Below are 22,842 nucleotides of genomic sequence, written 5' to 3'. Positions count from 1 at the left end.
AGAAATTATTCTTCTCGGTTTTACTTATTTTATTTCTATAATATCGTTTGAACTATAAATATGAATACCAGATTCTTCACGTAGCGCTGTTATATACATTCCTTTCGCCACATCTTTAGCTGAAATTGGTTTATACTTTTTAAAAGCCCCTTTAAATATAAACGGAAGAATACGAGATAATTTCTCAGCCATTCTTTCCCCAAAACGATATTCTTGTCGATTTCCAACTAATAATGACGGCCTGAAAATATGTATGCCACCAATAACTAGCTTTTTCAGCTCCTCTTCCATTTTCCCCTTCACTTGCGAGTAAAAGAAAAATGATTTAGGTTTTGCTCCCATTGATGAAATAACAAGAAAATTTTGCACACCTTGTTTTTCAGCTAAGCAGGCAGCTCGTAATGTATATTCATAATCTACTTTTTTAAAATTCGACTTCGACTTCGCTTTTTTTATCGTTGTTCCTAAGCAACTAAAAACATCATCTACTGCAAAAAATTCTTTGTATTCCTCTAATACTGAAAAATCCACCTGTTTCTGTTGCAATTTCTCATGCTGTAATTGTAATGGTTCTCTTACAAAAATAGTAACCGAATCGTAGTAATCTGAGTCAAGTAATAGTCGTGTTATTTCTTGTCCAACTAGCCCACTTGCGCCAAGTACTAACGCTGTTCGCTTATTCATATATGTGTATACCTCTTTATTTACTATTCTCTCCTATAGCTAATCGTCGCTAACAGGAGTTTCCGTTCTCCCATTTTACCATAAGTAAAGCACTATGCGTACGCATAGTGCTTTACTTACTCTTTTTTCTCTTCTTTTTCTTCCGCTGGCAATTTTGTAATTGTTGTAGCATCCCCTAAATTACTTATTAGTCTTCTTAAAAAAATTAAAACAAAAGATAATGGCAAAACAACCGCAAGTATTAATAAGATAGCTTCCATGAAGTAACCCAAGCGCTCATCCCCTTTTTTCTGCTCCCTCCCAATATATGAAAGTAACATTGTCACATATGCACCAATCATAAAAATTAATACCTTTCTTTTTGACAAATTTATAACAAAAACAAATCGTAATGATTATTATTTATTGCAACTTTCATAAAGATGTATTATACTAGGTTCGCAACCTAAAACGTAATTATTCCGTTTTGTGTTAAAACGATATTTTCTTCTTATATTTGGAGAAAATATAATTGTAAAAAAGAAAAGAGGAGAATTATATGCCTAAAAAATTAGCTCTATTTTCATTTATACTTATTTTCACACTCATCTTTGCTGGATGTTCTAACAACAAAGAAGGTGCGGCGAAAAAAGATGGGAAACTTTCTGTTTATACAACCATTTTCCCACTCGCTGACTTTACAAAAAAAATCGGTGGTGATTATGTAAATGTAGAAACAATTTACCCACCTGGTGCGGATTCTCATACATTTGAACCAAGTCAAAAACAGACTGTACAAGTGGCGAAAGCCGATTTATTTGTTTATAACGGCGCAGAATTAGAACCATTTGCCGAAAAAATGGAAAAATCATTAAAAAAAGAAAACGTAAAAATTGTAAATGCATCTAAAGATATCGAACTTCGTGCTTCATCTGAAGAAGAGCAGCACGATCATGGAGACGTTCATAAAGAAGATGAACATCATCACGATAAAGACCCACACGTTTGGATAGATCCTACTCTTGCGATGAAACAAGCAGAAAAAATTAAAAATGCACTTGTAGAATTACAGCCTGAACATAAAAAAGAGTTCGAAAAAAACTTCGCGGCACTACAAACAAAATTTACTGATTTAGATGATCAATTTAAAGCAGTTGTTGCAAATGCAAAAACGAAAGAAATATTAGTTTCACACGCAGCTTACGGCTACTGGGAACAACGATACGGTTTGAAACAAATTCCAATCGCTGGAATTTCAGCATCTGATGAACCATCTCAAAAACAGCTTGCTGACATTACAAAAACAGTAAAAGAGCACGGTCTACAATATATTTTATTTGAAACATTCTCTACTCCAAAAGTAGCATCAGTTATTCAAAAAGAAACAGGTACAAAAATTTTACGCTTAAATCACCTTGCTACTATTTCTGAGGATGATGCAAAGAACAATAAAGATTACTTCACATTAATGGAAGAAAACGTAAATACTTTAAAAGAAGCAACAAGCTAATCAACTATATTTTCTAGGCAGCTGAATATGTCATTCAGCTGCCTTTTTATGTATTTATCCTTGACTTGATCGAAATAACAAGTAGAATTATCCATATTAGCTTGTAAGCTATACTAATTTAGAAGGTGAGTTGGAACTATGAATCTTCACATTTGTGAAGTAACAGCAGCAAATTGGCGTTCAGTAGCTGCCTTAAGCGTAACAAAAGACCAGCAGCAATTTATTGAAAGTAATGCGTTTTCCTTAGCAGAATCATTATATGAAGAAAACGGAACGTCAGTAGGCTTATATGACAAAGAAACACTCGTTGGATACGCAATGTATGGATGGTATTCCCAAAAACATGAAAGCGTATGGTTAGATCGTTTTATGATTGACCAACAATTTCAAGGAAAAGGATACGCAAAACGTTTCCTTCGCTTACTAATTCAATTCTTGCAACAAAAATTTGAATGTAAAATAATTTATTTAAGTTTACATCCTGACAACAAACACGCAATGGGACTATATGAGTCATTTGGCTTCCGTTTAAATGGGGATATTGATGACGAAGGTCCAGTTGTAGGTGTTGTAATGGAATTACTTATAGATGAAAATACAAGCCTGTGAAAACAGGCTTTTTATTATGCATTTATCAATGTTATGTTTTCTATTTTTAGTTTCTTTTCCTTATATACTTCATTTTTGTAATCTAGTATTATCTCATTAAAATGCTCATAAAAAATAAGCCTGCGATTTACGCAGACTTATTTCACACATTCTTCAAAATGTTCTTGGAACCATTCTTTATTAATATCTCTTCCGATGAAAACTACTTCGCTTACTCGCTCTTCGCCCTCTTGCCACTCTCTATCGTACGAAGCAGCAAATAACGTATGCACACCTTGGAAAACAATACGTTTATCTACTCCATCAATAGATAAAATTCCTTTGTAGCGATATAAATGCTCCCCTAGTTCTTGAACGACAGCTGACATCCACTCATTCAATTTTTGTAAATCTAACGGACGTTCTTCACGTAGTACAAACGATTTTACACCTTCTAGATGGTTACGTTCTGTATGAGGGTAAATTTGCAGCGTATCTTTCGTTTTAAACGTTTGAATTTGTAATAACGATGGAATATCTACCTCACAGTTAGTCGCCTCGATTAACTTTGCAGTCGGGTTAATTCCTTGAAGTTCATGCAAGAGATTTTCTTTCTCATTTTCTTCAATTAAATCTAATTTATTAACTAACACAACATCAGCAAATGCAATTTGTTCTTTTGCTTCTAGTCCCTTTTCAAAATGTTTATGTATATGATAGCTATCTACAACTGTTACAACACCGTTAATTTGGTATGCAGATTGAATAACTGGATCTAAAAAGAAAGTTTGAATAATCGGACCTGGATTTGCAAGACCTGTTGTTTCAATTACTAATCCATCAAAGTTCATTTTCCCTTCTGCTTTCACATCCAGTAATTGTTTTAAAGCAACAAGTAAATCTTCACGCACAGTACAGCATAAACAACCGTTTGTCATTTCCATAATTTCTTCTTCAACGTTCATAATTAATTGATTATCGATACCAATTTGCCCTATTTCATTTACAATCACTGCTAATTTCTTGCCGTGATCCTCTGATAAAATTCGATTTAATAATGTCGTTTTCCCTGATCCAAGAAAACCAGTTAGTATTGTTACTGGAATCATTCCTTACATCTCCTTATGGCTATATGTTTCTACATTATAGCATATAGAGAAAAACGTTTTTGTAGCAAAACATATTTATTGTATGTACAATCGGGTAACTATATAATAATATGTAGCAAGAAAGCCTTTTCAAAAATATTATCATTCATCAAGGGGGTACTTATAATGGAACGAGTTCAAATGGCCGAAACACTAGAATTTTCTCGTATTATTCAAGGGTTCTGGCGTTTAGCAGAATGGAATATGACAAAGCAAGAGTTACTTTCTTTTATTAAAGACTGTATGGATTTGGGGATTACTACTTTCGATCACGCTGATATTTATGGTGGATATACGTGTGAAGGATTGTTTGGAGAAGCGTTACAACTCAAGCCTTCCTTACGCGAAAATATGCAAATCATCACTAAATGTGGAATCGCTCCCCCATCACCTAAATTTCCAGAGCGATATGTTGCTCACTACAATACGAGTGCTGAACATATAATAAAAAGCGCGGAAGATTCATTACAAAACTTACATACAGATTATATTGATGTATTACTCATCCATCGTCCAGATCCATTTATGGATCCAACTGAAGTGGCAGAAGCGTTCTCACGCTTAAAGCAAGAAGGTAAAGTTCGCCACTTCGGTGTATCTAACTTTTTACCTTCACAATTTAATATGTTAAGTTCGTATTTAGATTTCCCGCTCATTACAAATCAAATTGAAGTATCTGCGATGCAAATGGAGCATTTTGAAAAAGGTACGATTGATTTATGCCAAGAAAAACGAATTAATCCAATGATTTGGTCACCTCTTGCTGGTGGTGAAATCTTTACTGGTCAATCAGAACGTGCCATACGTGTACGTGAAACTTTACAAAAAGTTGCTACTGAACTAGGTGTTACTAGCATCGATACTGTTATGTATGCATGGTTACTCGCTCATCCAGCTAACATGATGCCAATCGTTGGCTCTGGTAAATTAGATCGTGTGAAAACAGCCGCTCTTGCTACAAAAGTTAACTTAGACCGCCAACAATGGTTTACAATTTTCGAAAGCTCTAATGGACATCCTGTACCATAATAAACAAAAAGAAGAGCTGTTTCTTTACAGCTCTTCTTTTTCATATGTATTTCTCGTCATTGCAAATACACACATATCCCTTAATCCATTTCCATCCACCGCAACACTCGCGCTTTCTAAAGTACCCTCTAATTTAAAGCCTAATTTCTCTGGTATCGCTCTACTCTTCTTATTTAGAGAATCACAACGAATTTCTACCCGGTTTGCTTTCAGTTCAGTGAAAGCATAATCCGTTATTCCTTTTGCAGCCTCTACCATAAAGCCCTTTCCACTAAACCTTGAATCAATCCAATACCCGATTTCAAATTGAGGTATATCCCAATTAATACGATGTAATCCGGCAGATGCAATAAATTCACCTGTTTCGTTCGAAAAAACTAGTAATCTCAAATCTTCACGCTGCAAAAATTGAATATGTGATTTTCTAATACTCTCTTCTATTTCTTCCTCTGTTTGCTCTTTTTGTGCAAAGACCATCCAAGGTTTTAATTCTTGTATTGAAGCTTGAATTGCGTCATATACAACTTTACCATCACCTGGTTTTGGCATTCGAATAAAAAGCCTATCAGTATAAAATTCAGAAGGAAAATCGAATAATAACGGATTCACTGTAAACACTCCCTATAATTCTTTTATATATAATAATAATATCCATCTCAAGTTATACAGTAAAGAAATTTCTGAATTTTAAACTTTTTAATCATTCACTTCCATCGCTACACGAACTCCAGATTCAATCGCACCTTGAATCCATCCGTGATACAGCGTTGTATGATCACCAGCAAAATATATTCTCCCCTCAGGTTTTACAATGACTGGCTGTAATTCTGATTCTTGGCCAGCTTGAAATAGTGCAAACCCTCCAAGCGCATATGGATCTAATGTCCAACTCTTTGATATTCCAGACATGAACTCATCATATACTTGACCACCTAATATTGTTGCTAAATTTTGTAGTGTGTAATAGATACGATCCCCCTTTGATAACCCATCCCATAACAACGCATCATAAGACCATGTATAGCTTCCTAACATCATAGCAGGCCCTTTCTCTCCGATTCCATGGCTTGGATAATACGCATAACGTATAGGAAGATCTGTTATAATTCTCCCACCTAATTGCCCTTGTTCCTCCCAAAATCGACTTTTAAATTGAATTCCTATTTTTGTAGCTGGCATATAATGCAATTCGCGAATTGTTTTCCACTTCGCATGAGATATCGAATCAAATGGATCTACTTCTACAAATCGCATTGTTGAAAAAGGAATTGTAACAATAACTAAATCCCCTGTAATACTAATATATTCAAAAGTTTCCTCGTTCCGGTAATAGGCTGTTACACTATTGGCTTGTTGATGAAGCTTCATTAATTTTTGATTATATATAATATTTTCTTCTAATTGTGGTAAAAAAGACTTTGGTAATCTATCATTCCCACCTATTATTTCGCAAAATCCGCTCTCCTCTTGCATAATATATAAAAAACGTAACGTCTCAACGAATGACCTTTCTAAAAAACCTTCTAAATCTAATAGAACACCTATCATCTCAATCGTTACTGGCGAAAAATACGTATTATATTGATAAGGATGATATTTTAAAAATTGACCTGTAGAATATCTCCCAAAATCCTTTACTACAATATCCCAATTTTTCTCTGGGTTCTTTTTTATAAAATTTATAATGGGCTGTACCGCTAACATTAATAGTTCCTCAGACGTTTTCCCAACTTCATTCATTTCCACAGGATATCTTAAAATACTTGGATCTTTTTCGTATTGTTTTAATGTCGTTTTCCGACCATTTACGTAGATAATATCTGTCTCATTCCTATTAATAAAAGGGCTCACCTGTAGCCCAAACTTTCTTATATATGCCATCGTTAATGTATGCGAATACGGAATTCTCATTGCTCCAACATCTAAATATAATCCGGTATCTTCCATTCTAACTGTCTCTATACGGCCACCTACACGGTTGTTCGCTTCAAAAACCTTCACTTCATGACCTGCTGCTTTTAATAAAGATGCCGAAACTAATCCAGCCATACCAGCCCCTACTACAATGATTTGTTTCGGACGTGTCGTCTTCTTCAATCCCTTATTTATAACTTTTAACGTTTCATCCATCTCATTGTTAAACATTATATCTTTCTGCACAATCCCACCCCTTACTTCATGAAATACAAATTAGTGGTTTAGTGCATTTTATTCATAAATTCACTTAAACATAACACCACCACAATTTGAAAATTCACTAAAAATACATAAGGTGCAGCTCTCCCCCTTCCACATGCTTCATATTATAAACATACAGATAGTAACTGTATGGAAAGGGTGGATACACATGAAACGTACTTACGATTATCAGGCTACAAAAAAACATTTAGAATTAAAGAAACAGCAGTTATGTAAAAAACTCACTAGCGTTAAACTAACTGAAGAAGAACGCAAGCAAATACATCTAGAAATTGATAACTACGAATATATATTAAACTTAGTCGAAATGAATCATTATGAACGAGGGTTTTCTCGTTAAAAGCGGATATAATATCCCCCTCTTTTTTGTGTGAGCATTTCACTACGCATTTTTCGTAAGTAAATATATAATAGGATGTACATTAAGATTGAGAGGTATATTCTATGATCAAATTAAGTGTATTAGACCAATCACCTATTTCAGATGGTAGCACAGCAGCCCAAGCTATTTCGCATACAGTTGCGCTTGCACAAGAAGTTGAGAAACTCGGATTCACACGTTTTTGGGTATCCGAGCACCATAATTCAGTTAGCTTAGCTGGTTCAAGTCCAGAAATACTCATTTCACATATTGCCGCGAAAACTGATCGTATTAGAGTTGGTTCTGGTGGTGTTATGCTGCCACATTATAGTCCATATAAAGTTGCCGAGAATTTCCGCGTTTTAGAAGCACTTTATAGGGGCCGCATCGACCTTGGTGTCGGGAGAGCGCCTGGTGGTATGCCGATAGCAACTCGCGCACTTCAAGAAGGTAAAATGGTCTCACTTGATCAATATCCAGAACAAATTGCAGATGTTGCTATGTACTTACATGATCAAGTACCAGAAAACCATCATTATGCAAACTTAAAGGCTACTCCAGTTATCCCAACATCTCCTGAAATGTGGATGCTCGGTTCTAGCGGAGAAAGTGCAATGATTGCCGCAAAGCAAGGCGCTTCTTTTGCATTTGCACAGTTCATTAACGGATACGGTGGCCCTGAAGTAATGAAGGCTTACCAAGAACAATTCCAACCTTCCTATTTAGGTGATAAACCAAAATCAATCGTATCTATTTTTGTTATTTGCGGAGAAACAAATGAAGAAGCGGAGAAGATTGCATCAAGCCTTGATTTATCGATTTTACTATTAGAACAAGGAAAACGGACTACTGGTACTCCTTCTATTGAAACTGCTCAAAATTATTCGTATAGTGCTTATGATCTATTCCGCATAAAAGAAAATCGTCAACGTATGATTGTCGGTGATCCGTCTTCTGTGAAAGAAAAAATATTAAACTTAAGCAAAGCGTATAATACTGACGAATTTATGATTGTCACGATTACTCATCAATTTGAACATAAATTAAACTCTTATCGCCTATTGGCAGATGCTTTTAATTTATAATAACGAAAAGGAGATGCATCACATATGATGCATCTCCTTTTCTTACTACTAATCAATTATTTTTGCTTCCTATATATTCAATAGCTTCTTTTAATAACTCATCAAAATTATGAGGATAATCATGATTTAAGTTAGGCACAACTTTATACTTATGTTCTATATTTTTATCCTTTAATAACTTTACAAATTGCTGTGTACCTTCAAAACAATCTTCATCTTGATCCCCACATATTATATATCCTTTTATGCTTTTATCATGCAATATTCCAATCATTTCTTCCCATTCTTCCATTTCCGGGAGCCACGGTGCCACAAAAATAAAACCGTTCACTTCTATTTCACCTTGTAACATGGAATGTAACGCTACTCTTGCCCCAGCAGAAAAGCCACCAATAATAATATTCCCAAATGTTTTATTCACTTTAATCTTATTGTAATGTCCTTTTAACTCTTCTCTTCCTCTTTCGATATTATCCCAAACATATCCATCTGAAAATTGAATTTGGGAAGATTGAGGCAATGCTAGCATAAAACCTTGTTCCATTACAGAGTTCCAATATGGTTCTATTATTTGTATATTTTCTTGATCCCCATGCAGTGTTATTAGTAGATTTTCATTTTGTTTGCTGTATTTATATTTCACGTCTGCTTGTTCCGATTTCTTTGCTAATTCTTCTCTTTCTTTACATAATTGAACCATTCTATGAAACTCTTCAAATTTATGTAGTGATTTTAAATCATCATCGGAAATTAAATACTCACTTCCGTACCAAAATCCATTTTCTATAATTGCTTTCTTCATTAAATGCAACGCTTCTTCTTCAAGTCCTGCTGCACTTGCTAATGCATATTTAAAATTATATATTTGCGCTTCATTACCCATTACATCTTTAGCATTATTCATTATATAAGAATACGCTTCAAAACTTCCTTTATTTGCATAACAATGTAACGTTTCATTTAATAACTTAATATAAGTCATACTATTTTTCATATAGAAATTCCCCCGTAACCTTTTATAATAATTATTTCTCCAACACTCCTAGCATTCTAGGGTCACGGTATAAGTAAATTCTACAATTCAACTTAACAATACCTGATTCTCAGAATGATATTTAATAATTAATATATGTATACGCATAATACACCACTCCTTCCTATCCACTAGTTGTAGTATAAAATTAAATAGACTGAAAAATCAATGTTTTAACAACAAAAAAAGACAACAATATATTATTGTTGTTCTCATAACATCTATCCACTATTCTTTTTTTTCTTATCTGGTTTACTTGAAACTAAATAATGCTTTTCTGAAATATATAAGTCTCTTTTTAATATACGATTTAAATATGGTCCTAGTTTCACTCCGCATATGAGCTGATCTTCGCTATCTTCAACAATTGGGAACATTTCTTTTTCTGTTACATATTGATCTACGGCCTTTTGTACGATATCAATTTCTTTAACTAGGTTTAAATTTTCTTCTGTATGCTCAAATACCTCCAGCGTTTCCTTCGTTATCAGAAAACAATTTGTTGGAAATGCAGGTAAATAGGGCTTTAACAAATCATAATTTACTGTGTAATCATCATTTACTAAGACTGTATAAACGATATTAGCATTTGTTTCTAGAAACTTAGCCATTGCTTGCTCTAATTCGTCTTTCGTAATTTCCCGCTCTTCTTTTCCAGTTCTGAAAAAGCGAAACATCGCATCTCCTCCTTTTTACTATATTATAGCATAAAAGAAAACTGAAAAATTACAAAAAACTCTATTGAAAGAATTTTTCAATAGAGTTTTTCTTTAATCCATTTATGTTTATTTTAAGAATGCACTTAACATCCATACATGTTGTTCTAATGTCGTATGAATTGCTAATAGCATATCAGCCGATGTTTCATCACCAGCTTCATCAGCTACTTCCATACCTTCTTTTAATTCTTGAATAAGTGCAGAAAAATCGTTTACTAAAATTTGCACCATTTCTTCTGCAGACTCTTTGCTTGTCCCTTCGACTACAGTTGAAGTTGCTAAATACTCTTTCATTGTCGCTAACGGTTTTCCTTCTAACGCTAAAATACGCTCTGCTAATTCATCAATGTATGTTCCCGCTTCATTATAAAACTCTTCAAATTTCTCATGTAATGTAAAGAAGTGCGGTCCTGTCACATACCAATGATAATTATGCAGTTTGACATATAATACATTCCAATTTGCTACCTGCTTGTTTAATACTTCAACAACATTCGTTTTCGTACTCATACAATCCACTCCTCTTATCATGTTACTATCTTTTAATGACCTAACTTCATTTTACCATACATTCCCTATTCTTTTGAATGAACAGCTTATATGTAACAAAGTTTTAACAACCTTAATATTTCCCTAATATCATATAATTCATGTATCCTTTCAACTACTTCATATGTCTAATTGTCCAAGCTCACACATATGCATAATAGTAAGTCAAGCTCATCATAGAAGAAAGAGGGATAACATGGACAATCAACAATGGCAAGTAGCAAAGAAAGTCGCTGCTACTTATATCGGAACGGTCGTTGGAGCTGGATTTGCTACTGGGCGAGAAATTGTTGAATTTTTTACAGTTAACGGATTGTACGGAACCATTGGCATATGTATAAGTGGATTTTTTTTTATTTGGCTCGGTACAAAAATGATGTTACTTTCATCACAAATCGGGGCATTTTCAGCGCAAGAATTTAATAAATATTTATTTGGGGATGTATTTGGAAATGTCGTAAATACTTTATTATTACTCGTATTATTTGGCGTAACTAGCGTTATGTTATCAGGAGCCGGGGCAGTATTTGAAGAACAACTTCGTCTCCCGAGACAACTTGGTATTTTCATCACAGTCATCGCCTGCCTCATTATTGGGAGCCGGGGATTACAAGGTGTTTTTGAAGTGAATACACTTGTCGTACCTATTATGATGATTTTTATTATCGGACTTGCTATTACAACCTTTATTCATGGTACAACTCCTATTATTGACACCGTTCCTACAGAAAGTTGGAATATGAAATGGATTACTAGCCCTATTACATATGTTGCATTAAATCTGTCTCTCGCCCAAAGTGTTCTCGTCCCATTGGCCAGTGAAGTAAAAGATCGAAAAGCTATTTTATGGGGTGGTATTTTAGGCGGCGCGGGGCTTTGCTTTATTTTATTATGTAGCCATTTAGCAATATTATCAGTTGAACAATTTTATCAATATAACATCCCAATGGCTGAAGTTGTAAGAAGGTTTAATGCAACTTTCCATTTTTTCTTTGTTCTTATCATTTTTGGTGAAGTATTCACAACATTAGTTGGGAATATATTCGGAATGACAAAACAAATGCAATCCATTACCGGATGGAAAAGTAATAACATTATTTACTTCATATTACTAATTAGTTATTGCTTTAGTTTCATTGGATATAGTGAATTACTTCATATTCTATACCCTATTATCGGTTGGGTGAGCATCATTTTACTACCGATTATTGCCTTTAAACAACTTCAAAAAACATAAAAAAACATCCGTGTATACGGATGTTTTTCATCTTCATTCACAGTCTTCACATACTTCCCAGTACGGCCCCATTTCTACTGCAAGATATGGCTTTAATTGCAAACGAATCATTCGACTTGGCATGCGTTCCAATACGAATTGAATGCCGTCTTCCTCTTCATCCAACTCAACTTTTGAAATAGCAATTCTTTGCATAGTAGTAATAGGGCTTCCATCTTTATATAAAGTGATTTTCACCTCATCATACTCATTAAAATACAATTCAACATTCATTTGCTTTTTTAACATTTCATCAACAATTTCATAATTATCATTTTGTTCCTGGATTATATATTTCCAGCCGCCTCTATCTAATTCTATTGGAGCAGCTTGGAATAATGTCATCAAATCCTCGTATAGCATAAGATAACCCCTCTCTTACTAAAAAACGATGAGTATTTTATATACCCTTTATCTCTATCACTATCCATGTTTATTGTACCATATATCACAAATCTTACCGCATTCATTTGCTTTATAAACACATACAAAACATATAGTATTTTCAGTTCACTCTCTATTCACTAGTATGTTCCCTTACTGATAACTTATCACTTTCCTTATTTCCTACACACTACTTATAACTCTTAAAAAACCACAAAAAAGAAGAGTAATTTATATCACTCTCCTCATAAGATTTTCCCTGTAGCTGCTAATGCTAACACTATAATTAAACTTGCAAATAATAGTGATACAATTAAACTAAAAATCGGTAATATTTTCTTTTCATTATTCTTAAATAATAACCTTAAACTAAGAATGATATTTAATGGAACAAATATAAAATAAAAGTATTTAACGATTTGTAATGAGCTATTTGAAAGTGTTTTAAATACAAACACTTCAATTAAAAAAGCAACAAAGAATAAAATGCTTAACCAAAACGAGACATAGCTAAGCCAAGAATATCTTTTCGTTCCCCAATACACTCCCATACTGATCTCCTTTAAACGTAGTATATATTATATTAATTATACACCCGCTTAACAAATTCCTCTATTTTTCGACAAATATTAAATGCATTGAACCTCTAATCCGTTTATCAGCTAAAAGACTGTCTCTAATAGCACTAATGCTATTTTGAGACAGCCTCCCCTTTTTATACTTTAAATCTTTCAATTAATACTTGTAACTCTTCAGCCATTTGAGATAGTGTACCAGCTGCAGAACCAATTTCCTCCATGGAAGCTAACTGCTCCTCAGCTGACGCTGCAACACTTTGTGTACTCGTCGCATTATTTTGTGCCGTCATAGCAATTTGACCAACCGAAATAGATACTTCATTTGCACCTTTTGACATCCCATTAGCCGTTTCAACCATCGTTTTAATTTGGTCAGCAATTTCATTTGTAGATTGTAAAATTTCAGTGAAATTTTGTTTCGTTTCATTTGCAATAACAAGTCCAGATTGCACTTCTTCATTTACATTATTCATAGATTTTACTGTCTTACTCATATCATCTTGTATTTCACAAATTAATTTACTAATTTCACTTGATGATACACTAGATTGCTCTGCTAATTTTCGTACTTCATCAGCAACAATTGCAAAGCCTCTTCCATGCTCACCAGCTCTTGCAGCCTCAATTGCTGCATTTAAAGCTAGAAGATTTGTCTGATCTGCAATATTTTGAATAACTTCTAAAATATCACCAATTTGCTTTGATTTGTTATTCAACAACTGAATAACAGCATCTGACTGTGAAACAGATTCCGCAATAGATTGCATTTGATTTACTGTTTTTCCAACTAGCTTTCCACCATCTTCTGCTTTTTCGCGAGTGTGAGCAGAAGCAGTATTAATAGATGATGAGCTATTTGCTACATGCTGAATCCCTTCTGTTACATCAAACAGTAACATAGCACCATTTTCTACGCTTGCTGTTTGCGTCGTTGCACCACTTGATATTTCATCCATTGCTGATGTAATTTGTTCAGTCGCTTCACTCGCTTGTCTCACACTTGCTGTTAACTCTTCAGATGCAGCTGCAACATGCCCTGCTGAAGTATTAATTCTTCCAATTAATGTACGTAGTGAATGAGTCATCTCATTAAAACCTTTCGCAAGTTGTCCAATTTCATCATTTGAATGTATTTGAATCGTTTGAGTTAAGTCCCCTTCGCTTATTTCTTTAGAAGTGACAACTAGTCTCTTTAAAGGTTTGGTAATAGAAAGTGTCACGAAATAAATAAGCACTCCACCTACAACTAATGAAATAAACATTACAATTAACATATTATAAAATACAGGTTGAGCAGCTTCAACTATTTCATTTGAATATATCGTCCCTGCAATTTTCCAACCTGTTTTTAAATTTGTCGCGAATATCATTTTCTTTTCACTACCACCATAAGTGTATGAAAAAGTGCCATGGTTATCTTCGTATATTTTCTTTCCCCAAGAATCATCTGCCTTGTCACCCGATTTTTCTTGAGGGTGAGCAATTATTTTTTGTTTTCCATCTAAAATGAAAGCATAGCCTTTTTTACCAATATTGATTAACTTTGTTGTTTTTAATAAATTATCTAAGCTTAAATCTACCGCAATAACACCATTTTTATCTTCAGTTTGTTTTGCGATTGTTACGACAATATGTCCATTCCCTTGTGCCTTATATGGTTCAGTGACAACAATTCCACCTTGCTTATTCACTGCATCTTTATACCAAGAACGCGCTGTTGGATCATAATCTGCTGCCATTTGTATATTGGGTTCTTGTACAAATTTTTTATCGTTTCCAGCAACATACACTTGTTCTACATCTTTGTTCAAACTAATATATTGGGATAATGTTTTTCTTAGCTCATCCTGATTATCCCCTTGATACATATCACTATGAATCACTCGTGCAAAATTATTTACATCGTTGAATTTCGCTTCAATCATTTGATTGATTAAATTATCCAATATTTTTATATTATCCTGAGCGCTACTCATAATTTGTGATTCAAAATTCTTTTTAGCTGTTTGATACGACATGCCCCCAATAATAGAAACTGCCGCAATTAATATAACAAAAAAGGAAATTAATAGCTTTTTTGCTACTTTCATATCTCTAAACCAACTTACTAGTTTACTCATTATAAACCTCCTGCATTTCAATATTAAGCTTTAAAGATTAAATAGAGCTAATTTTGAATATATCCCATTCCTTAGTTTCTATTTTTATAACTTGTTTTGATGAACACTTTGTAAAGTTTAAACAAATTAATTTCTTTTGTCTATATATACGAATAACATTATTATAAAATTTACAAATATAAAAAACCAAAGGAGCAAGCCCTTTGGTTTTTTACATTTTTTTATGTTGTTTAGAAACCTTTTTCCATCTATCTCGTTCCGCTCTTGCCAGAGTAATGTTTTGTTTTCTCATAACATATGCCAATTCTCTTTGCAGTTTTTTATAGCTTAGTAAGCGCTCTACGGGTATAGTTCCGTTATCTATAGCACTTCGCACTGCACATCCTGGTTCACCTTCATGTTTACAATCTCGAAAGCGGCAAGTATTTGCAAGATCTTCAATATCGGAAAATGTAGTTTGAATTGCCGTGCTTCCTTCCCAAAGCTGAAGTTCCCTCATACCAGGCGTATCAATTACTAAACCGCCACTCGGTAATTGGAACAATTCACGGTGAGTTGTCGTATGCCTTCCTTTACTATCTTCTTCACGTATATCTCCGGTTTTTGCTACATCTGTTCCTATTAATGCATTTAATAAAGTAGATTTCCCTGCACCTGAAGATCCAACTAAAGCAATTGTTTTTCCTGGTGAAACAAATTGTTGCAATAATTCTATTCCGACGTACACTAAGCTATCAACAACAAATATAGGAACACCGATTGCTACCGCTTCAGTTTCTGCAATTTTCTGTTCCACATCTTCACATAAACTACTCTTCGTTAAAACAATAACAGGCATTGCACCGCTCTCATAAGCCACCAGCAAATAACGTTCCATCCTTCTTACGTTGAAATCATGGTTAAGTGCATTCACTAAAAATAGATAATCTACATTTGTTGCGATAATTTGTTCTTCAGTTCTGTTACCAGCTTCTTGTCTTGAAAAAGAACTTCTTCTCGGAAAAATACGGTGAATAATTGCCTTTTTCTCATTTTCTATTTTCTTTATATACACCCAATCCCCAACTGCCGGATAATCTCCCTTCGTTAACGCTTCATGACGAAACTTCCCAGACAGTTCCGCTACATATTCACCATCATTACAAATAATCCGATATATATGCTTATGCTCAAGTAAAATACGCCCTACTTCATAGTTCTCTACAGCTTGTTCTTCAAAAAAAGAATCCCATCCGAAAGATTCTAAAATATTTTGATCCAAATTGATATCCTCCCTAGTTTGAACTTAGTGGAAGGATTGTGCGCTCACTTATAGAGTATCGCCCTTTCCGTCCACCTTTGTATTTGGTTTATTATTCATATAAGTTAATTTCGCCATAATACATCACCCCGTTCTAATTTTAATTACTCTCATTATATGGAATATCCCATTAAAAAGCTACCTTATTTAACGTAATTTTCAAATAACTTATTTTTTAGCATTCTAATTTGTCCACGATGACTAATTTCATCTTCTATCACATGAAACCAAAGATAGTGCTGGTTATACGCTACACCGTTAGGCCACTTTCTTTCTGACATTAGCCATTCGTCATCCTGTTCACTCAAACACTTTAGTGTTTCTTCTCTCACTTTTTGCAAAAGTTGTACATAATACGGTATGTCATAGCCACGAATAGATTTCCCAGCTTCCCCTAAATACAGTGCATCTTCCCATATTTCTAATTCTTCTTTTGTAAAGTCACGCTTTTGAAATGAAATAAGCTGATGTGCTTTTTCAATAGCTACTATATGCTTTAGTAACGCTCCGATGGAATTCCCTCCACTCGGCATAATTAAATCTAATTGCTCAACTGATAGATCGTTTATTTCCTGTAATGTTACAGCCCTCGTATGTTCCAGCATGCTTACTAATTCCCCTATATTTTTTGTATAACCATCTACACTTCTTATTCGATAATCTATATTCATATCACGCCCCCCTTTCTACATTCATATTAAGGAATAACCGCTTCATATAATAGACTGAAATATATCAGATTTTTCTGTTATAATTAAATTGAATACGGAATAAACCTAAACAAACTTTCTCAATATGCTTATATGAAATATTAAAAGGAATCAATATAAAATTATCGAATCTTATTCACTAAAAGGAGTGGATTCGATGGAAATGTATCAATGGCTAACCGCTGTTCTCGTTGGTGGCATTACTGGCTTCGTTTCCCATCTGATCAATAACCAAGGCAAGTTATTGCTTCCACGCCGTTTAAAAACTTTTTTTCATTTTGGATTTTTAACTGATATTTTTACAGGTAGCCTCGCCGCACTTCTTGGACTCGTTTTATTCGATGTCACCTTAATAAAAGAAATTATAAAAGTCTCCATTGTGACCGCTATTTCCGGTCAAACGTTTTTACTTCACCAAGCTCTTGGTGGTGAACAGGCTAAAAATACGCAAATTGGAAAAGCTGATGAGAAAATCCAAGAAATTGACAAACTATTACGACGTTAGTCTATACTTTCTCTAAAAATTATTGTTATAATAAAAAATAAATATTTTCTATTGTGTCGTTTGTCAGAAGAAAGGGTGTTTCGTATGACAAAAAAGAAAATAGAAGATTTCTTAACAAACACCGAAAAAGAGAAACTGCTAGAAAACTATAAATGTTTACGAGAAGCCCGCACAAAAAGCGAAGCTAACTATTTTGGTGAAGCAGTAAACCATCTATTAAATAAAGCAAAACAACGAATTATTAATGATGCAGGCATACATGATGAAAATGCAGCAACTGTTCAATCAAAGAGAAAAGCACTGTTTTAGCTAAAACAGTGCTTTTTATTACGGCATTTTTCACATTACTTTCACATCTATTTCACAAATATAAGTAGTCCTATATGTTAAACTAAGTATATCCTTTTCCAAGGAACTATATGCCGATATATAAATCCCTATCTCTTTAGGGATTTTTTATTTTTTTGGATTTCCCCGATTTATTTTTAAAGGCTTTATGATGCAATTCCTGTTTCACTATCTTCACTAAGCTTTTCACTTTTTCTAAACAAAAATAAAGCTCCTATATATAGTAACGCAGTAAAACTACCTACAAGTATAAAATTGTGAGATGCTGCAAATAACATTCCTGCTATTGCCGCTCCAATCATTTGGCCAATATACATAGAAGCATTAGCAAGAGCGGCTCCTGTTCCTCTTGCTATACTAGACATATTTTGTAAGCGCCCCATCATCAATACAAACAAAATTCCTGTCACAAAAAATAAAACAAAGAATAATAACTCCACAAATATAATGTTCTTTACATGAGGAAGTAATACATATAGCACAGCTGTAAATACAATTCCACCATAGAAAGAAAGGTTATAACCAATTTTATTTACGATTCTTGGGCCAAAAATATTCCCTGTTAAATTTCCTAACCCTAATACGAGCATAGCTGTTCCTATTTCATGGACTTGTAAGCCAAATTGAATGGAAAGCCATACACCAAAAAATGAAAATGCAGCAAAATTACCAGTTTGAAAAACAAAATATGCAAAATAAGAAAGTGAAACCTTTGAATCTGTAAGTAATTGTTTATAGCGCTTTAAGATGTTTGTTTTACTTCCACCTATATGAACCGGTTGTATTTCTGGTAATACTACATAAATAAGAACGACAAGTAGTGCTGATAATATACCAATGACGAAGAATGGTGTTGTATAATGTATCGTTGCTAAATATGCTCCAATTGGCAGGCCTAAAATTTGGGAGATTGATAACCCTGCTGTTGCAATTCCAATTGCTTTTACAATTTGCTTCTTCTCTATAAGGAGCGGAATAGATGCCCATACTTGTGGAGATACAAAAGCTGCACTTACACCTGCTAAAAATCTAAATGTTAGCATCCATAAAAAACTCGGTGCCATTCCACACAAAAATGTACTTAATGCAAAAAAACTCATTCCTAATACCATCACTTTTTTTCTGTTTAAGCCATCTGATATAGGACCAGCGATAAGCGCAAATCCAGCGTATCCTAAAGCATATGAACTCACCATCCATCCTGATAATTCAGTTGATACATGATACACCTGTTGTAATGTCGGCAAAAGTGGTGAAATTAAGAAAGTATCTGTACCAATCATAAACATTATCGTAAAGAATACAGCTAGCACTCTTTTCATTTAAACCTTCTCCTTTTATATAAAAAGAGGGCCCTATCCCTCTTTTCAACTAATCTTCTAAAATAGATTCAATCTCTTTCATAACTTTTTCATTCAATGAAACATCCACTGCTCTTACACTTTCTCTTATTTGCTCTGCTCGTTTCCCACCAGGAATAACAGTATCAATTCCTTTTTTGTTTAATAACCACGCTAAAGCTAAATGCGATACTTCGAGATTCTTTTCTTTAGCTAAGCCTTTTAACTTCTCAACTTTCTTAAAGTTACTCTTATATGTATTTTCTTCAAATAGATTTACACTTTGACGCCAATCCCCTTCGTTCAATTTGAAATCTTCTGTATATTTTCCACCTAGTATCCCAAAGGCAAGAGGCCCGTACGGAATAAATGAAATACCTGATTCTATACAATATGGCAAAAGTTCTTCCCCAGCAGCACGATCCAACATATTATACGGTGATTGTACAACATCTATATGTCCGTGCTGATTCGCCTCTTTTAGTTGCTCTACATTTACGTTAGATATTCCAATTGAACGAATTTTCCCTTCTTCTTTTAGGCGAGTAAGCTCTCCAATTGAATCTATGTAACTTGTTTCAGGATTTGTAAAATGTAAATAATATAAATCAATATAATCAGTTTGTAATCTTCTTAAGCTATTTTCCACAGCATTTCTTAAATAGCTTGGTTCATTATTAATATGAACCTCTCCATTTAATAACGGCTGAATTCCACCTTTTGTAGCAAGTACAAACTCGTGGCGTTTTCCTTTTAATACTTCTCCTACCAATTCCTCTGATCTACCGAAACCGTATGAATCTGCTGTATCAAAAAATGTAATCCCTTGCTGAATTGCTTCTTCTATTAATCTTTTTCCTTCTTCCTCATTCACATCAGCATATAAATTATGTCCCCCAACAGCGTTTGTTCCTAACCCCAACTTCGAAATATTTAGTCCTGCCTTTTGCAATTTTGTATAATTCATTTTTTATCCCCCTATATTTCTATTGTTCGATTATATTCGAACAATAGAAATATACCACTTTATATGTTATAGTGCAAATATATTAACTTATACAAGCAGGTGAAAAAATGCGTACTCTCTATCATCCAAATCGAGAAGAAATTCAATTCTCTTCTGTCTTATATGCACTTAGCGATCAAATTCGTTTACAAATTGTAACTATGCTACTAGAGAAAAATGAACAATCTTGTGGTGCGTTAAACATTCCAATTGCGAAATCAACTTTATCTCATCATTTCAAAGTTTTACGTGAATCTGGTGTTATGTATACACGCCTTGAAGGCACACAACGTTTCATTTCAATTCGTGAAGATGACTTAAATGCTAGATTCCCCGGTTTATTAGACGTCGTAATACATGCAACAGAACCGTACTAAAAAACATCTCATATTCATATGAGATGTTTTTTATTTTTTGCTATTCTTTTAATAAAATGCAACTCTAAGAAGTCGGGAATTTGTTCATCACATACTAGGAATGTATGCGTTTCATTCTTTTTACTTTATTTTTGTACTGAATCCTTTGGACACTTTAATTATTTGATTACATTTTATACACATCATTAATATAGGGCCACCTATCTGTTTCAATTCCTGTAGTTGCTTATGCTCACACTCCTCCATATTATTACCCCCCTTATCATATAATTAGGTCATTTGTAATCACCATAACTACCAGATCCATTCCTAATTTAAGGTCTGAATAAAACGTTTAAAAGCCGATATCCCTTCGTCATCTCGTTTAAAAACACCTGCATCTTCAAGCGCCTGTATAAATTTCTGTCCCAATTCTTCTTTTACAATCTCCTGTACATTTTGTTCATTTATCCGATTGTCATATTTGCTTTTTAATTGTTCTGTCCATCGTATATGAGGCGATGGAATATCACTTGGAATGTTAAGTAAGAATTTTTCCACTTCCTGAAGTTCTGTTTTTAAACGAGCAGGAAGTACAGCTAACCCCATTACTTCAATCAGACCGATATTTTCCTTTTTAATATGCTGTATTTCCGCATGAGGGTGAAAAATACCTAGCGGATGTTCTTCACTTGTACGATTGTTTCGCAAAACAAGGTCCAATTCGTACATACCATTCCGGTAGCGGGCAATCGGCGTAATCGTGTTATGTGGAATTTCATTCGTAAATGCAAATATATGAACAGAAGGGTCACTATATCCCTTCCACCTCTCTAATATGTACTCCCCTGCATTTACTACTTGTTCTATATCGTTACTTCTTAAACGAATAACTGACATGGGCCATTTAACAATAGAACATTGGATTGCTGGAAAGTTGGTTAGTTCAAAGATTAGGTCGTTCGATGCATTTGCCATAGCAAATTCATAGTTTCCGCCTTGATAATGGTCATGTGTTAGAATGGACCCTCCTACAATTGGCAAATCTGCATTGGAACCAAGGAAATAATGCGGGAATTTTTCTACAAATTTTAACAAGCGTAAAAATGTTTGACGGTCAATTTTCATATCTCGATGTTCTGAGGACAATACAATACAGTGTTCATTGAAGTATATATACGGAGAATACTGTAGAAACCAGCTTTCATCTGTAAGATTCATACGCATCATACGATGATTCGAGCGTGCAGGATGTCCAATCCTGCCCATATATCCTTCATTCTCAATACAGAGTAAACATTTTGGATAACCCGTACTTTCCAATACTTTTTCTCTTGCAATTTGTTTTGGGTCTTTTTCCGGCTTTGATAAGTTGATCGTTATATCAATGGTACCGTATTCCGTATTTACTTTATAATTTATATTTTTGGCAATTTGCTTCATTTGGATATAGTTGCTGTTTTTACTTAATTCATAGAAGTAATCTGTCGCACCCTTCGGATTTTGTTCGTATTTTTCATAAAATAGAGCATTGATAACGGACGGTTTGGACATAAAAACATCCATAATTGCACTTGCTAAAATCTCCTTCTCATCCAGTACTCCCTCAATGACTTTATGCATACAAGCATATTCGATTAACTCTTCCAATAACTCCGAAATTGCTTTCTTTGCGGGCGTAGGCGCTGACGCTTCCACTACAAAGTCATCTAAACGAAGTAAGGAAAGGATTTTATTCCTTGTATATATTGCATCTTCTTGTTCAATCAATTGAATTTCAATAGCACGATCAATTAACTGCTGGATAACTTGATATATCATCAGCATTTACCTCCTCTAGCCTTATATCGGTTTATGTTGTTACGATGCAAGTTCTATGTACCTTTTATCATTTTATGAACAGACGTATGGGATAACCCCACCATTCTAATATATGTTTTGCTTTCTCCGAAGAAGCTATTAGCATACTAGAATCGCCCGTTTAGCAAGCTATTTTGTTACATTATACGTATGTAAAAACACTTCTACAATCAAC

The 22,842-nt window shown here is 34.0% G+C and carries 25 protein-coding genes; 9 read left to right on the top strand and 16 right to left on the bottom strand.

Translation table 11 applies throughout. The annotated features are described in order from the left end of the window. Positions 1 to 24 precede the first annotated feature (24 nt). Together ABH959_RS03015 and ABH959_RS03010 are read right to left on the bottom strand one after the other, a co-directional pair. Positions 25 to 684, bottom strand: a complete 660-nt coding sequence (locus tag ABH959_RS03015; protein WP_002031464.1) for an oxidoreductase — start codon at positions 682 to 684, stop codon at positions 25 to 27. Between the two features lie 116 nt (positions 685 to 800). After that, positions 801 to 1,025: a hypothetical protein gene (locus ABH959_RS03010; RefSeq protein ID WP_002012427.1), complete on the bottom strand. Its 225-nt coding sequence runs from the start codon at positions 1,023 to 1,025 to the stop codon at positions 801 to 803. A gap of 197 nt (positions 1,026 to 1,222) precedes the next feature. Between ABH959_RS03010 and ABH959_RS03005 the strand changes: the two genes are divergently transcribed. Next, positions 1,223 to 2,173: a metal ABC transporter substrate-binding protein gene (locus tag ABH959_RS03005; protein ID WP_113938277.1), complete on the top strand. Its 951-nt coding sequence runs from the start codon at positions 1,223 to 1,225 to the stop codon at positions 2,171 to 2,173. Between the two features lie 138 nt (positions 2,174 to 2,311). Beyond that, positions 2,312 to 2,782, top strand: a complete 471-nt coding sequence (locus ABH959_RS03000; RefSeq protein ID WP_113938276.1) for a GNAT family N-acetyltransferase — start codon at positions 2,312 to 2,314, stop codon at positions 2,780 to 2,782. Positions 2,783 to 2,919: 137 nt separating this feature from the next. Here the strand turns inward: ABH959_RS03000 and ABH959_RS02995 are convergent, their stop codons facing one another. Then, the gene (locus ABH959_RS02995) at positions 2,920 to 3,870 is read right to left on the bottom strand and encodes a CobW family GTP-binding protein (RefSeq protein WP_404492268.1); all 951 of its coding nucleotides are present in this window, start codon (positions 3,868 to 3,870) and stop codon (positions 2,920 to 2,922) included. 165 nt (positions 3,871 to 4,035) lie between these two features. On the opposite strand from ABH959_RS02995, the gene ABH959_RS02990 reads away from it, so the two are divergent. Then, positions 4,036 to 4,938, top strand: coding sequence for an aldo/keto reductase (locus ABH959_RS02990; RefSeq protein WP_404492267.1), 903 nt, complete (start codon positions 4,036 to 4,038; stop codon positions 4,936 to 4,938). A 24-nt stretch (positions 4,939 to 4,962) separates the two neighbouring features. Here ABH959_RS02990 and ABH959_RS02985 read toward each other — a convergent pair whose 3' ends face one another. Next, complete coding sequence (locus tag ABH959_RS02985; protein ID WP_326996480.1) at positions 4,963 to 5,547, bottom strand: GNAT family N-acetyltransferase; 585 nt, start codon at positions 5,545 to 5,547, stop codon at positions 4,963 to 4,965. Positions 5,548 to 5,634: 87 nt separating this feature from the next. After that, positions 5,635 to 7,098 (bottom strand): flavin monoamine oxidase family protein, encoded by a 1,464-nt coding sequence (locus ABH959_RS02980; protein WP_404492266.1) that lies wholly within the window; start codon positions 7,096 to 7,098, stop codon positions 5,635 to 5,637. Between the two features lie 187 nt (positions 7,099 to 7,285). On the opposite strand from ABH959_RS02980, the gene ABH959_RS02975 reads away from it, so the two are divergent. Both ABH959_RS02975 and ABH959_RS02970 read left to right on the top strand, forming a co-directional pair. Continuing rightward, positions 7,286 to 7,477: a DUF3896 family protein gene (locus tag ABH959_RS02975; RefSeq protein ID WP_113938272.1), complete on the top strand. Its 192-nt coding sequence runs from the start codon at positions 7,286 to 7,288 to the stop codon at positions 7,475 to 7,477. A 104-nt stretch (positions 7,478 to 7,581) separates the two neighbouring features. Next, complete coding sequence (locus tag ABH959_RS02970) at positions 7,582 to 8,583, top strand: LLM class flavin-dependent oxidoreductase (RefSeq protein ID WP_404492265.1); 1,002 nt, start codon at positions 7,582 to 7,584, stop codon at positions 8,581 to 8,583. Positions 8,584 to 8,635: 52 nt separating this feature from the next. Here the strand turns inward: ABH959_RS02970 and ABH959_RS02965 are convergent, their stop codons facing one another. From ABH959_RS02965 to ABH959_RS02955, 3 genes are all read right to left on the bottom strand, one after another. Beyond that, a complete protein-coding gene (locus ABH959_RS02965) occupies positions 8,636 to 9,577 on the bottom strand; it encodes an alpha/beta hydrolase (protein ID WP_404492264.1) in 942 nt (313 codons plus the stop codon). Positions 9,578 to 9,837: 260 nt separating this feature from the next. After that, complete coding sequence (locus ABH959_RS02960) at positions 9,838 to 10,293, bottom strand: DUF3939 domain-containing protein (protein WP_002135815.1); 456 nt, start codon at positions 10,291 to 10,293, stop codon at positions 9,838 to 9,840. A 108-nt stretch (positions 10,294 to 10,401) separates the two neighbouring features. Then, the gene (locus ABH959_RS02955) at positions 10,402 to 10,845 is read right to left on the bottom strand and encodes a Dps family protein (protein ID WP_002135813.1); all 444 of its coding nucleotides are present in this window, start codon (positions 10,843 to 10,845) and stop codon (positions 10,402 to 10,404) included. 235 nt (positions 10,846 to 11,080) lie between these two features. Here ABH959_RS02955 and ABH959_RS02950 point away from each other — a divergent pair, with 235 nt between their 5' ends. Continuing rightward, entirely contained in the window at positions 11,081 to 12,121 is a 1,041-nt protein-coding gene (locus tag ABH959_RS02950) for a YkvI family membrane protein (protein ID WP_002031445.1), read from the top strand. A gap of 33 nt (positions 12,122 to 12,154) precedes the next feature. Here the strand turns inward: ABH959_RS02950 and ABH959_RS02945 are convergent, their stop codons facing one another. The 5 genes from ABH959_RS02945 to ABH959_RS02925 all read right to left on the bottom strand — a co-directional run bounded on the left by ABH959_RS02945 (position 12,155) and on the right by ABH959_RS02925 (position 17,213). Next, positions 12,155 to 12,523: a DUF3979 family protein gene (locus ABH959_RS02945; protein WP_002086098.1), complete on the bottom strand. Its 369-nt coding sequence runs from the start codon at positions 12,521 to 12,523 to the stop codon at positions 12,155 to 12,157. Between the two features lie 266 nt (positions 12,524 to 12,789). Continuing rightward, complete coding sequence (locus ABH959_RS02940; protein ID WP_113938269.1) at positions 12,790 to 13,095, bottom strand: hypothetical protein; 306 nt, start codon at positions 13,093 to 13,095, stop codon at positions 12,790 to 12,792. A gap of 164 nt (positions 13,096 to 13,259) precedes the next feature. Continuing rightward, positions 13,260 to 15,242 (bottom strand): HAMP domain-containing methyl-accepting chemotaxis protein, encoded by a 1,983-nt coding sequence (locus ABH959_RS02935; protein ID WP_113938268.1) that lies wholly within the window; start codon positions 15,240 to 15,242, stop codon positions 13,260 to 13,262. A gap of 211 nt (positions 15,243 to 15,453) precedes the next feature. After that, positions 15,454 to 16,503: a ribosome small subunit-dependent GTPase A gene (gene rsgA, locus ABH959_RS02930; protein ID WP_404492263.1), complete on the bottom strand. Its 1,050-nt coding sequence runs from the start codon at positions 16,501 to 16,503 to the stop codon at positions 15,454 to 15,456. A gap of 182 nt (positions 16,504 to 16,685) precedes the next feature. After that, positions 16,686 to 17,213, bottom strand: a complete 528-nt coding sequence (locus ABH959_RS02925; protein ID WP_113938266.1) for a DinB family protein — start codon at positions 17,211 to 17,213, stop codon at positions 16,686 to 16,688. A 196-nt stretch (positions 17,214 to 17,409) separates the two neighbouring features. On the opposite strand from ABH959_RS02925, the gene ABH959_RS02920 reads away from it, so the two are divergent. After that, positions 17,410 to 17,757 (top strand): DUF4257 domain-containing protein, encoded by a 348-nt coding sequence (locus ABH959_RS02920; RefSeq protein WP_000426320.1) that lies wholly within the window; start codon positions 17,410 to 17,412, stop codon positions 17,755 to 17,757. Positions 17,758 to 17,841: 84 nt separating this feature from the next. Beyond that, entirely contained in the window at positions 17,842 to 18,066 is a 225-nt protein-coding gene (locus ABH959_RS02915; protein WP_002064959.1) for a hypothetical protein, read from the top strand. 185 nt (positions 18,067 to 18,251) lie between these two features. Here the strand turns inward: ABH959_RS02915 and ABH959_RS02910 are convergent, their stop codons facing one another. Beyond that, positions 18,252 to 19,427, bottom strand: coding sequence for an MFS transporter (locus tag ABH959_RS02910; RefSeq protein ID WP_113938265.1), 1,176 nt, complete (start codon positions 19,425 to 19,427; stop codon positions 18,252 to 18,254). A 49-nt stretch (positions 19,428 to 19,476) separates the two neighbouring features. Next, positions 19,477 to 20,412, bottom strand: coding sequence for an aldo/keto reductase (locus ABH959_RS02905; protein ID WP_113938264.1), 936 nt, complete (start codon positions 20,410 to 20,412; stop codon positions 19,477 to 19,479). A gap of 107 nt (positions 20,413 to 20,519) precedes the next feature. Here ABH959_RS02905 and ABH959_RS02900 point away from each other — a divergent pair, with 107 nt between their 5' ends. Further along, positions 20,520 to 20,828 (top strand): ArsR/SmtB family transcription factor, encoded by a 309-nt coding sequence (locus ABH959_RS02900; RefSeq protein WP_001259916.1) that lies wholly within the window; start codon positions 20,520 to 20,522, stop codon positions 20,826 to 20,828. Positions 20,829 to 21,137: 309 nt separating this feature from the next. Here the strand turns inward: ABH959_RS02900 and galT are convergent, their stop codons facing one another. Beyond that, on the bottom strand, positions 21,138 to 22,628 hold the full coding sequence (gene galT, locus ABH959_RS02895; protein ID WP_404492262.1) for a UDP-glucose--hexose-1-phosphate uridylyltransferase: 1,491 nt from the start codon (positions 22,626 to 22,628) through the stop codon (positions 21,138 to 21,140). Positions 22,629 to 22,842 lie beyond the last annotated feature (214 nt).

This window comes from Bacillus sp. RC51, from assembly GCF_044908115.1.
GTDB lineage: Bacteria > Bacillota > Bacilli > Bacillales > Bacillaceae_G > Bacillus_A > Bacillus_A mycoides.
Note: the sequence above shows the minus strand (reverse complement) of the source record. Positions and strands in the feature narration are given on the sequence as shown.